The organism is Synechococcus sp. 8F6 (assembly GCF_002252665.1).
Lineage (GTDB): Bacteria > Cyanobacteriota > Cyanobacteriia > PCC-6307 > Cyanobiaceae > Cyanobium_A.
In genome coordinates, this window is record NZ_NQKZ01000027.1 from 1 (window position 1) to 11,130 (window position 11,130).

Below are 11,130 nucleotides of genomic sequence, written 5' to 3' on the forward strand. Positions count from 1 at the left end.
ACCAGGAGAGCACCTGATCTTTCTGGATGACCAGGCCCGGCATGCCGATCTGGCCATTGGCCAGGGTGACGGTGCATTCTGAACCGCCTGAGCAGAGGGCTTGATAGACAGCTGCCATGCCTGGAGTGCAGGTGAGACCGATGGAGGCTGCAGCACCTAATGCCGCAAGACGCTGGGTAGAGAGGTGCATGTGCAGCGATGAGATGCACTTTATTTAGGCCTTCAATGCCCACAAAGCTCCTCATTTGCCTTATCCAATGCCAAGGCCGCATGCTTTCAACAATTTATGAACGCATCGCTGCTCCATGTTGCGTTGATCAACAACACCGATCAACGGAGCGACTCGCAGGCCTCTCCATCACCATTGCTGTCTAGATAGGTGTGCCCCTGACGCAGCAGCTCCTGTGCTCTGGCATAGGAGCCGATCTCCTTGCAGCGGTAGCGGCGCCCGCCCGGGGTGGTGCCATCGGGGATGGCCGCTGAACGGCGGCCGCGGCGGAAGTCCCAGGGGCGAGTGATGCCATCGGGCACCTGCCAGATACCCAGACCGGCACGGTTGGCGCGCTCTTCTGCCTCCAGGTATTCGCGGGCAGCGCAGCCCCCCAGATACTGGCGGTAGGCAAAGGCCTGCCCGTCTTCCAACATGGCCAGGTTGATGTTCACGCCGCTGAACACCTCCGCCACCGTGCGCCCGTAGCGATCGGTGGTCTTGACGGCAAGGACAACTTCGCGGCCGATCGGCAGGCGCTGCTGCAGGTAGCGACGGGCTTCCTGTCCGTAGGGGCTCTGGGCGGTTTCGGGGGCATCGATGCAGGCCAGCCGTACGGTCATCGCCCGGCCAGACTGGCGTACGCGGATGGTGTCGCCATCACCAATGGAGAGCACCGTGGCCGTAACACCTTGCGGCTGAGCCAGGCTTGCTTGCACGCCCAGCCAACCCAAGCCCAACACCGCAACAGCAGAGCAGAGCCGGAATGCTGAATGGCTCAACGCATGACGGAACCTGGGGCTGTGCGCTCGAGCAGCAGCTCCAACTTGCGGTCCTGACGCTCTAACGCGGTGAGGAAGCCTGCAATGGTCATACCAAGGGCAGTCAGCCAGGCCAGTGATGTCCAAGCGATGATCCGCCACGCCCCCTTGTGCTGATCTTTGGCAGGTTTTGCAGCAGGGCTACGAATAGGGCTGGACTGATCAGCGCCAAGATCTAGAACCAGTCGCAACAGGGCTTCTGGGGTGGCCGCAACCAGTGCGCTGGAAATGTCCGATGGAGGGACCTTCTGGGATAGCAACTCACGGCAGCGCTGGAGCCCACCACCAGCCCAGAACAGCCCCCAGGCCTGCTTGTTGAGCTGCAGAGCTACCCAGCGGTGGGGCCTGGCGTCATTACGCATCAACTGAGCTGCCTTGGCCAGACTCCAGTTGCGGCCAGCAGCCACGGATGGCTGGGACTCCAGCAACAACCGACCTTGGGGGTCACGGGTGTAGCCGGTGACGACCTGCAGGGAGAAAACATCAATGATCTGAACTTTGCTGCCCGGCTTGCGCTGCTGCACGTCCGGTGACCAGAAGACCATTGCCCCGCGCTCCTCAGCCAGGCAGCTCTCCATCCGGGTGTTGATGGGCATCGCCTGGTGGCCCCTCGGCTGTTGGTTGCTCAAGTCTGCCCCCATTGCTCTTGCACAAGAGCAGCATCAGACCGATCGTTGGAACTCCCAGCCACCGGCAAATGTCCCCCGACGAATCCAGCGATGATCCCTATGTGCGGGTGACCCTTGAGCTGCGCCAATCCACCCTGGTTTGGCTGGATGAGTTGCGCAAGGAGTGGGGGCTGCGCAGCCGTCGTGACCTGGTGAGCCGCCTGCTCGATGAATTGGCAATGCCCACCAGCGATGCGTAAGACCCTGTTGATCGCCGCCGGGGTGCTGGTGAGTGCCGGCGCAGTGCTGGCCCAGCAGCCGGTGCAGCCCCTCCCGAAAGTGGGAGGTTGTCCCCTCGGCTACTACAGCTCCGGCAGCTACTGCGTGCCCAGCAAGAGCAGCAACACCCGCGGTGCCATCGAGAAGACCGGCAGCTCCTGCCCCCTGGGCTTCTATGCCTCGGGCAACTACTGCCTCAGCAGCCCCAGCAACGACCGCGAAGCGATCCAGAAGACCGGCAAGTCCTGCCCGTTGGGCTGGTATTCATCAGGCAACTACTGCGTCAAGAGCCGCTGATCCCCATGCTGCTGGCCAATTGCATCGGGAGTCCCTTTAGAAATAACACTCGCTTAGGCTCGAAACTCTTTTAGCGGGACTAGGACTCGACCTCGAGCTCCAGCTGTTGACCGGGCCGTCTAGTCACCGTGATCTGCTCCACCCGCACCAGCCTGGGCTGTTCATCAGCCGCTGCTTCGTAGCTGCCCTTCACACGTACGGCGGCATTGAGCAGGCCGATGATGTCGCCGTCGTAGAGGGGCTCATAAATGCAGCGCATGCCGCTGCTGGCACCTCGCCCCCGGATCTCAAAGCGCCGAGCATCCAGGTCCACCTCCCGCACCACACCCTCGAACTCACCATTGCTCTTGAGGCGCCGGCTGCTGGGGGTGTTGAGGCTGCGGCCAAGGATCTGGCGGCTCTGCTTGGTGAGGGCCTGAGCCGGCCTCTGATTTGTATCGGGCTGTGGCCCGCTGAGGAACAGTTCGCTGATCGCTTTGTTCTGGGCGGAGGGTGCCAGGCGCCTGGCCGCCACCATCACCGTGTCGCGCACGGCGGGATCGGGGAACTGCTCGTAGATCTCATCGCTGATCTGGCCGTCCTGAATCAGGCGTGGAATCGCCGGCAGGCTCTGCACCGCCGTCTGCACCGCCCGGTAGAGGTCATCGCTCACCCCGGGCAGCACCGCCTGGCCGTCGGCACCCACATCTCCAGGCCGTGGCACCCGCATGCCCACCACCAGGCTGCCGTAGGTCACCCCAGCCAGCTGGGGGTCCAGATCGGCGGGCCAGCGCACCTTCTTCTCCTCCATCCCGGCGATCGCCTTGGCGACCAGCTGGATCTCTTTGCGCAGATTGCCAAACAGCGTCGTCACCAGCGACACAGGTGGTTCACGGTTGGCGACCCCCGGGCCGCGGTAACGGGCGATCAGGTCGGCATGGTCGGCCAGCAGGGCATAGGAAAAGTTGTTGCGGTAGTAGCGGGCCAGCTCTTGATAAAGGGGTTCGGTGAACGCCTGTGGATCGGCTCCTGCCCGACGGGCGAGCGCCTGGGCCCCCAGGATCTCCTGATGGATCAGGCGCGCCCTGGCTTCCATCGCGTCGAGCCAGGTGCCCATCAGTTCAACCTCACAACGCCTTTTGAGTGTTTGTGGTGGAGGCCTTTCTCCAGTAACTCCACAGTGTCGATCCCCTGGATCCTGCTCAATGCATCCATGCCGTAGGTCGCGGAATGGACATACAGCCGGATCTGATACCGAGAGCGCACTGTCTGATGAGAGGAATAGAGGTCAGCGCCATTCCAAAAGTGCTCTTCTGCGATCTCATCGAGAAGCAATACGACTACGATCTCAACCGGACTTTCATGTCGTGTCACGAAGGTGCCATCGAGCACCAGCGGTGCCTGCTGACCGGCGGCTTGCATCAGTTCAGTTTCCACAAACTCCCTGAGCTGAGCCAGTAGCCTTCTGCGGCAGTTGTTCCAACCGAACAACTCCTCCAGCTCTTCCATTGTGCAGAGATGGATGCCGGCCTCCAAATAGCCATGGGGATCAAAGCGTGGGGGCGCCATTCGTCAGGTGTCCTCAGTATTCCCATGGCTGACAGACCTGACGGGTTGTCTGGGCATGGCGCCGCGATGCTGGCCGCTTTATACCCAGACCACCAGCCTTTGGGTACCGGCTGATGTGCCTTTGCAGGTGCCCCCGGCCTGCAGCACGGCTGGACCTTGGCTTCCCCTACGGCGATCCTGGGCAGAGTCTGCGCAGCAGGCCCTGCCATCCCAGAGGCACACCCCGATGCCACGCTCCTCTGCCCTTGATGCCAAAGCCCTGCTGGCCCTTGGGCCGGAGCGCCTTACCGAGCTGCTGCTGGAGCTGGCCGCCAGCGACCCGGCGATCAAGCGCCAACTCAAGCTGGCCGTGGCCTCATCTTCCAGCCCCCAGGATGCCGCCGCCCAGGTGCGGCAGCGGCTGGTCACGATCGCCCGCTCTAGACGTTTCTACGAGCGCGACCAGCGCCAGCCGATTCGCAAAGACCTCACGGCCCAGCTCGACGCCATCACCGGTCCGATCGCCCAGGGCGATCCCGCTGCCGCCCTGGAGTTGCTCTGGCAGTTCCTGGAGCTGGGGGACAACGTGCTCGGCCGCTGCCATGACAGCAGCGGCCTGATCGGCGACATCTTCCGCGAGGCCATCCGCCAGCTGGGCCCGATCGCCGCGGCCGCCAAACCTGAGCCCTTGGCCCTGGCGGAGCAGGTGTTCGAAGCCTTCTGCCACAACGGCTATGGGGTGTTCGACGACGTGATCCAGCAGCTGGCCGAGCCCCTGGGCCCGGCGGGACTGGCGGCGCTCAAGCAACACTTCCAGCAGCTGGGCGAGCAGCCGGTGCCGGTGCCCCCCAGAGAGGAGTGGGAGCAGGTGGGCTACGGGTCCGGCGGCCCCACCTATGCCCATGTGCGGGCCGAGAGCTCACGCCAATGGACCGTGAAGCTGGGCCTGCAGGCCGTGGCGGAAGCCAGCGGCGATGTGGATGGCTTCATTGCCCAGTACACCGCTGAGCAGCAGCGCTTCCCCCGCATCGCCGCCGAGATTGCAGGGCGCCTGCTGGCTGCCGGCCGCGCCGAGGACGCCCTGGGCTTCCTCACCAGGGCCACCCCCGATCGCTCTCGCTGGCCGGAGATGGAGTGGGAGCACGCCCACATCGCCGCACTGCAGGCGCTGGGGCGCAGCGAGGAGGCCCAGACAGCCCGCTGGAACTGCTTTGCGCGCTGCCTTGACGGCAGCCTGCTGCGCGCCTACCTCGAGCAGCTGCCGGCTTTTGAGGACGTGGAAGCGGAGCAGCGGGCCATTGCGATTGCCCTGGCGTATCCGAGCCTGACCCAGAGCCTCTGTTTCCTGCTCAGCTGGCCCTCGGCCTTGGCGCAGACGGCCGAGCTGGTGCTGAACCGGCGCAGCGAACTGGAAGGCGCCCAGTACGAGGTGCTGGGTGCCGCTGCCGAAAAGCTGAGTAAAGACCACCCCCTGGCGGCCACGTTGGCCCTGCGCTCGATAGTCGATTTCAGCCTCGCCGAGGCCCGCAGCAGCCGCTACGGCCATGCGGCCCGCCACCTGCAGAGCTGTGGGCTGCTCAGCAAGCGCATCGAGGCCTGGGGCGATATCCCCAGCCACCAGGCCTATATGGCCGCCATCCGCACGGGGCATGGCCGTAAGAGTGCCTTCTGGCAGCGGATGCAGGAGCTGGGCCTGAGCTGATTCAGCTCTTCTCCTGTGGCGCCGGAAGGCCGCTTCCGAAGGGATCGGATCGCCTCCACCAGGGCCTTGCCGGACAGCAAGAGCAGGTCGAACTCAAACTCCAGGACGTGCAGGTTGCATGCCTTTCCGCTTCCTTGTAGTGCTTGTGGTCATGCCGCCACCTGCTGGTGCTGCACCAGGTAGGTCTCGATCCAGTCGTGATGACGCTTCTGCAGGATCCGATCGGCAATGGAAGTGGCCTCCTCCGGCACCTGGAAGCGCTTGCGGAAGGCCTTGCCGAACCCCTCCAGCACCGGGGCGGGCAGGGCGCGGATGGTCGCGTGCAGCTGGCGGATCGTGGCCGGATCGAGTGGTTCCAGACCAGGATCGTTGCTGGCGCTTGGGGCAGCAGGCGTGGGGCGGCGATGGATCGATCGCGTGCCGTTGCTGGCGCTGGCAGGCGGAGGAGCGCTGCTCTGCCCTGCTGAGCTGGTCACCTCCCGCTGCTGCTTGTCATACAAGGCGAGCCCGAAGGGGTTCCCAAAGGTCATCAAGGCCCGCTTCATGGCGTCGGTTTCGGCCTCTTTGAGGGCGGATTCATGGGCCTGGCCCAGGTCGGTGTCGATGCCGTGGCCGGCGCCGCAGCCTTCTCGGATCAACTGGGCAGCTGAGCCCTCGCCGACGGTGATGCGTACGCGGGCGGTGTAGGTGACACCCCAGCCGGGTTTCTGGTCGCGGCCGATGGTGCGTTCGCTCTGGTTGACGCAGCGCAGGGCGACGGTTTGCCGCTGCCAGCCGTCAAAGCCAAAGATGCGGTTGGCTTCTGCGATCACCTGCCACCCCTCCAGGTAGCTCACCTGGCTGCGGCCCTGCTCCCGCTGGCGCACCTTGGCGCGATCCAGCGGGGCGGAGAGGGCAGTGATCTGCTCAGTGGAAAAGGTGCAGGTCATGGCGATGAGGGGTGAGGTGTGCGGTCAGAACGGGAATGGATGGACAGCAGGCGATCAACTGGCGGTGCTGGCTGGATCGAAGGGCTCGATCAGCAACCAGCAGGGCGGTTCGCTGCAATAGATGTGATCTGGTGAGGGCCGGCGGCTGCCCTTGCGGGTGATCGGCACCACCCAGCTGCACAGCCGGGTTGACCAGATGTGCCCCCTGGGCCGGGTGTTGGTGGGGCTGTTGGTGGCGGTGGCGCTGGCGTAGCTGGAGAGATCCATGGCTCTGGTGATGGGGTGATCGGTGGCTGTATGGGCTCTGGGGGGAGTGACGTGGGCCCGCTCCCGCAAAAGGCCCGTGTGCAAGGGGGCTCTGCCCCCCTGCCCCCCGTCAGTGGATGCGCCAGCTGCGGCGGGAGAGAAGCTGGGCGCCGGTGATCTGGCGGCCGGCCTTGAGGGCCTCTTTGATGGCGGCCTTGTCTGGCTTGGTGGTGGTGGTGACGGCGAGCCACTCGGAATCGAGGGCCTCCTCGTCGTCGATCACGACGGCGGAGGACTTGCGGCTGCTGAGCTCGTGATTGGGGAACGAGAAGCGGGTGGCGCTGGGCTGCAGCTGGGTGAGGACGAACACAAGCGACTCCTCCAGGGCATCGGCCCGGCCGGCATCGGAGCGGGCCAGATCGCTGAGGCGCTTGGCCTGCTGCTGGCGGTAGGCGGCCTGGCCTCGCAGGTGCTCGATCACCCAGCAGGTGGCATCGGCTTTGGCTGAGAGGGCTTGCTTGTTGCCTTCTTCTGCGAGCAAGGCGGCCTCCAGCTCAGCGAGAGCTAGAGCGCGCTGCTCGGGATCATCAGTTTCCAGCTGCTCGGCCAGCTGGCCGATGGCGGAGGTGAGCTCCTGGGCCTCGATGCCCAGCTGCCAGAGCGAACCGGATCTACCAGGCGCACCTTCCGGTGCGACTCGCTGGATAGGGCAGGCAGGGCCTGATGCCGATGGTGCTGCCGCTTGGGCAGGGGCAGCAACTGGAGCAGGGATGGGGGTTAGAACAGCCATGACGGCGAGAGGAGTAAAGGACGTGAGAAAAAATGCGGCGCCAACAGGCGCGGAAGGCTTCTGCTGAGGGATCAGCAGCGGAGGGCGGTGGGAACGGCCAAGAGCCCGGCCGATGGACTGACTTCCACCACCGAGATCGGCACCGGAGAACTGGCAGCCATGCGGCGGGCTTGCTGCACCAGCGAGGCGGTGCCGGCACCACCGGGGAAGGCCAGCACCAGCACCGAGACCTGACAGCCAGGGGAGCTGTGGGCCACGGCCCGGGCAAGGGCTTGCTCCAGCAACTCCCGGTTGCGGATCGGCCCGGCGGCCCGGCCATGGCGGCGCCACTCGGCCGGCAGGGCAAGAGCTGACCAGCCCAGCTGCTGGGCAGCGCGACCAATGGCGCGATCCGCGCCGCGGGCACCGCCGTGGAGCAGCAAATGCACCAGCCGGCCACTGCTGAAGCCCAGCAGCTCAGCGGCAACCCGCTGATGGGGCCAGACCAGATCACGGCCGCCGCCGGCAACGATCACCAGCGATCGAGATGGTGCACTTGCTGGGCTAGATGAGAAACAAAGATCCATGAATCAGCTGCCAGAGGTGACAACTGATCGGGGCATCACACCGCAAGGAGAAGAGCGAAAGTGACGGCGAGATCAGGGGATTGGATTACCGCAGGCGATGGGCTTGGGGCCTTTGGCGCAGCCCTTATTCTAGCAGTATAAGTGCACTACAGAGCAGGCAAAGCGGCTGTGCTGCAATGGATCTAGGCAGGCGTGAGCGATCCGGCTTCACGGCAGATGAGCAAGAGAAAGGGCAACAAATCGAGCCCCAAACAACGATCGGCCGCGCAGCCGCGCGAGCAAGCCTGGCCGTGCACTCTGGCCACGCAACGGACCTGAGCGCCCAGCCACCGCAGCCGCGGGAGAGTGGCCTTGCCTGCCACCCTTCACAGGCCCCGGAGCGGTGGGCGGCGGCGGCTGGCCGATGCACGCCATGGCGCAGCCGTGGCACGCTGAAGGACGGCCGTTGCCGACCAAAGCCCTGCGGTGCCGTGTTTCACTCCCAGCGGACATTCCAGAACTTCACCAGCGGAATGCTTCGGTTGTGGATGAAATGCCCAGAAAACAAGTCCGATCCGTCGTTACTGCCGCACTGCGCTGTGTTGAACACCTACCGGGCTAACCGTGCCGCTGCTCGCTCGAAGGCGTCATCCACCACGTCATCGCCGCACCACTTGCTGTAAGCCGCCAGGTGTGTCTCGACACTGTGACCCATGGCAGCGGCGGCCACCTTCGGCGGCAGTTCGCAGATCAGGTGCGCACGGTGCGCATAGCCATGGCGGGCGGAATACAGGACCAACTTCTCTCCTGCCGCCTCGTACTCACGACGCAGATCTTGCCAGCGCCTGCGCCTGCGCATGTGCAGTCCCAGATCCTCAGCGCCATACCCGGGGCGCATCGGCGGTAGCAGCTGGGTCTTGAACCTCTCCACAAGCTTCCAGTCCTCAGCCCAGTCGTCGCATGGCAGCAAGCGCAGCGGCCTGGGCTTTGTCTGACCCCTGCTCGTGTTCTTGCAGTAGTTGCACCACAGGCGGCTGTCGCGCACCTCCAGGTGCTGGAGTTCCTCTGGCCTCAATCCATAGGCCGCCAGCAACTGAAAAGCGAATCTCCATCGGGGGTCGGTAATGGCCTCTACCAGCTCCAGGATGTGCATCACCTCCAGCGGGGTGGTGATCGCCTTAGCTTCCCTCTTGCGACCCACAAACGGATCGAGGTCGAGGGGGGGTGCCCACTCCGGCGCGAGCACCTCGTGATCAACTCCCCAGCGCAGCAGCGCTGCGGTCTGCTGAACCTGCATCTGGCGGCCACGGGAGCCGGGCTGATCGGCCCATCGGGCCGTGACGGCCTCAAGCAGTTCGCGGGGATTGGTTGGTGGTGTCTTCCCGGCAAGGACGGCCAGCAGCTCTGACATACGGCGCTTGTACGCGTTGTCCCAGGTCTGCGGCTTGATGGCACCGCTGCTTAACTTGCGGGCCTTGAACCGCTCCACCAGGGCAGGCCAATCAATCGGGCCGGCGGCCTCTGGGCTTGCTTGCTCCTCCGACGCCAGCGCGGCGGAGATAGCCCGGTCGAGGGGCTTGCCATCGAGGTGGGCGGAGTGAATCGCCAACACGGTCTCTCGGATCACATCGGCTTGGTCCTGTGTCCATTCGAAGGGCAGCAGAACTTGATGGCGGCTGCCGGCGACATCGACCGTTAAGCGCGTGCGTCCACGCAGATCGGACACACGCCAGCCGCTGCTCGTGCCCCGCTGGGCGAGGGAGAGACGCAAGCCAGAACGCAGCACGCTGGCCCAGGTGCTCGAGGCCCTAGAACTGCCCATGTGAGCAAACAGGTGAGCAAATCGCCCCCTGAGATTGGCATAGGTTGTCGCCAGCTGTCAGCCGTTGGCAAGGTGAGTATCAGTGATACCAGTGCTTTTTGTCCTAAAGTTCAGTCGCTAACGGCGACTTGGCAAACTCCAAAAAGAGAGCTTTGGGAGCACTAGGTCGCAGGTTCGAATCCTGTCGCCCCGATTGACTTCTCAGGGATTAGCCGCTGATTCTGCGGTCAAAACGCGGTCAAAACCCCACTCCCCCCTGAGCTTCGCCCGCAGCAGCTCGTGGCGGTCCTAGCTGTCGAGCAGCCGGAGCTGGTGAGGATGCGTAGCGTTGGCTCATGAAGCAGCTGCCCGGTAAAGCAAGGCCGAAATGGCTAGTGGCGGTTGCTCAGGGCATCGCGGCTGTCGTGTTTGTAGCCATGACCGCCAGCATCCTTCCGGTGCTGCTGATCGCGAGCCTTCTGGCAGCTCTGTTGCTGATTCCTGTGATGCGCCAGCTCCGCAAAGAGGTGGAGCGGACTGCGGTGACCCTCAACACGCCCTCGAGGGAGGAAATGGTTGACATCACGCCGCTCCACCAAAGATTGCGGCAGGAGTTCTTGCTGTTCATGCGCCGCCGCCGATAGGCGCACGATCATGCTCATTCCCAGTCTCCGTGCTCCTCCCGGAGCCATGCCCGCAGCTGCGCGATGGGATTCCCTCGATCGTCGCTCCCGGCTGCTGGGGTTTCTTTGGCGGTCACCTGGATCCGGGCGAGACGCCGGAGCAGCCCCAGGCGACTGAGCTGGTGATGGTGCACCACATCCACCGGCGCACGGCCCACGTGTTTCGGGCCGAGCTGTCGGTGCCGCTGGAGCGACTGACGCTGCTGGAGGGTCAGGACATGGGAGGAAATGGTTGGGAATCGACGCAGAGTGCACCTCTTGAGGAGCGCATCAACCCACCATCACGGGGTGATAAGCGAGGCCTATGGCTGCGATCAGGTCTGCTGCTGATCCACAGCAGGTCCTCGGCGGCTAAGGACTGTGAACTGGTGTTAAGCTGAAATGAGCGAGCGGATTTCCGCACCGCACCTATCTAACGCTCTTCTGCCAACGCCTCCGGGCAGAGGCCAACCGAGCACTCTCCCAACCGTTCTCATGACAACCACAATTCAGCAGCGCCAAGGCGCTTCTGCGTGGAACCAGTTCTGCGAGTGGGTCACCTCCACCAATAACCGCCTCTATGTGGGCTGGTTCGGTGTGCTGATGATTCCCTGCCTGCTGGCTGCCACCATCTGCTTCATCGTGGCGTTCATCGCCGCTCCCCCTGTCGACATCGACGGCATCCGTGAGCCCGTCGCCGGCTCCCTGATGTACG

General features: G+C 64.3%; 14 protein-coding genes and 1 pseudogene. 6 read left to right on the forward strand and 9 right to left on the reverse strand.

From position 1 onward, the window contains the following. Positions 1-330: 330 nt before the first annotated feature. A complete protein-coding gene (locus CJZ78_RS12690; RefSeq protein ID WP_233128789.1) occupies positions 331-948 on the reverse strand; it encodes a thermonuclease family protein in 618 nt (205 codons plus the stop codon). 38 nt (positions 949-986) lie between these two features. Then, the gene (locus CJZ78_RS12695) at positions 987-1,625 is read right to left on the reverse strand and encodes a hypothetical protein (RefSeq protein WP_143592926.1); all 639 of its coding nucleotides are present in this window, start codon (positions 1,623-1,625) and stop codon (positions 987-989) included. Positions 1,626-1,726: 101 nt separating this feature from the next. Between CJZ78_RS12695 and CJZ78_RS14095 the strand changes: the two genes are divergently transcribed. Next, positions 1,727-1,897, forward strand: a complete 171-nt coding sequence (locus CJZ78_RS14095) for a hypothetical protein (protein WP_158217084.1) — start codon at positions 1,727-1,729, stop codon at positions 1,895-1,897. Beyond that, positions 1,890-2,213 (forward strand): hypothetical protein, encoded by a 324-nt coding sequence (locus CJZ78_RS12700; RefSeq protein ID WP_094561684.1) that lies wholly within the window; start codon positions 1,890-1,892, stop codon positions 2,211-2,213. Before CJZ78_RS14095 ends, CJZ78_RS12700 begins: the two co-directional genes overlap by 8 nt. 79 nt (positions 2,214-2,292) lie before the next feature. Here the strand turns inward: CJZ78_RS12700 and CJZ78_RS12705 are convergent, their stop codons facing one another. Both CJZ78_RS12705 and CJZ78_RS12710 read right to left on the reverse strand, forming a co-directional pair. Beyond that, positions 2,293-3,309, reverse strand: coding sequence for a hypothetical protein (locus CJZ78_RS12705; RefSeq protein ID WP_094561685.1), 1,017 nt, complete (start codon positions 3,307-3,309; stop codon positions 2,293-2,295). After that, complete coding sequence (locus tag CJZ78_RS12710) at positions 3,309-3,728, reverse strand: hypothetical protein (protein ID WP_143592927.1); 420 nt, start codon at positions 3,726-3,728, stop codon at positions 3,309-3,311. Before CJZ78_RS12710 ends, CJZ78_RS12705 begins: the two co-directional genes overlap by 1 nt. Positions 3,729-3,987: 259 nt before the next feature. On the opposite strand from CJZ78_RS12710, the gene CJZ78_RS12715 reads away from it, so the two are divergent. Next, positions 3,988-5,442, forward strand: coding sequence for a DUF6880 family protein (locus tag CJZ78_RS12715; RefSeq protein WP_094561687.1), 1,455 nt, complete (start codon positions 3,988-3,990; stop codon positions 5,440-5,442). Between the two features lie 149 nt (positions 5,443-5,591). On the opposite strand, the gene CJZ78_RS12720 is transcribed toward CJZ78_RS12715, so the two are convergent. From CJZ78_RS12720 to CJZ78_RS12740, 5 genes are all read right to left on the reverse strand, one after another. Beyond that, complete coding sequence (locus CJZ78_RS12720) at positions 5,592-6,371, reverse strand: RAD52 family DNA repair protein (protein ID WP_094561688.1); 780 nt, start codon at positions 6,369-6,371, stop codon at positions 5,592-5,594. A gap of 54 nt (positions 6,372-6,425) precedes the next feature. Further along, positions 6,426-6,638 carry a hypothetical protein gene (locus CJZ78_RS12725; protein ID WP_094561689.1) on the reverse strand — a complete coding sequence of 71 codons (213 nt, stop codon included), beginning with the start codon at positions 6,636-6,638 and terminating at the stop codon, positions 6,426-6,428. 109 nt (positions 6,639-6,747) lie between these two features. Continuing rightward, complete coding sequence (locus CJZ78_RS12730) at positions 6,748-7,407, reverse strand: siphovirus Gp157 family protein (RefSeq protein WP_094561690.1); 660 nt, start codon at positions 7,405-7,407, stop codon at positions 6,748-6,750. A 71-nt stretch (positions 7,408-7,478) separates the two neighbouring features. After that, positions 7,479-7,922 carry an SLOG family protein gene (locus CJZ78_RS12735; RefSeq protein ID WP_233128790.1) on the reverse strand — a complete coding sequence of 148 codons (444 nt, stop codon included), beginning with the start codon at positions 7,920-7,922 and terminating at the stop codon, positions 7,479-7,481. Positions 7,923-8,562: 640 nt separating this feature from the next. Continuing rightward, the gene (locus CJZ78_RS12740) at positions 8,563-9,723 is read right to left on the reverse strand and encodes a hypothetical protein (RefSeq protein WP_094561692.1); all 1,161 of its coding nucleotides are present in this window, start codon (positions 9,721-9,723) and stop codon (positions 8,563-8,565) included. 386 nt (positions 9,724-10,109) lie between these two features. Between CJZ78_RS12740 and CJZ78_RS12745 the strand changes: the two genes are divergently transcribed. The 3 genes and pseudogenes from CJZ78_RS12745 to CJZ78_RS12755 form a co-directional block, all read left to right on the forward strand. Next, positions 10,110-10,397, forward strand: coding sequence for a hypothetical protein (locus CJZ78_RS12745; RefSeq protein WP_094561693.1), 288 nt, complete (start codon positions 10,110-10,112; stop codon positions 10,395-10,397). A 29-nt stretch (positions 10,398-10,426) separates the two neighbouring features. Further along, on the forward strand, positions 10,427-10,816 hold the full coding sequence (locus CJZ78_RS14265) for a hypothetical protein (protein WP_198953912.1): 390 nt from the start codon (positions 10,427-10,429) through the stop codon (positions 10,814-10,816). Positions 10,817-10,910: 94 nt separating this feature from the next. After that, positions 10,911-11,130, forward strand: a pseudogene (locus CJZ78_RS12755) (photosystem II q(b) protein); the annotation flags it as partial.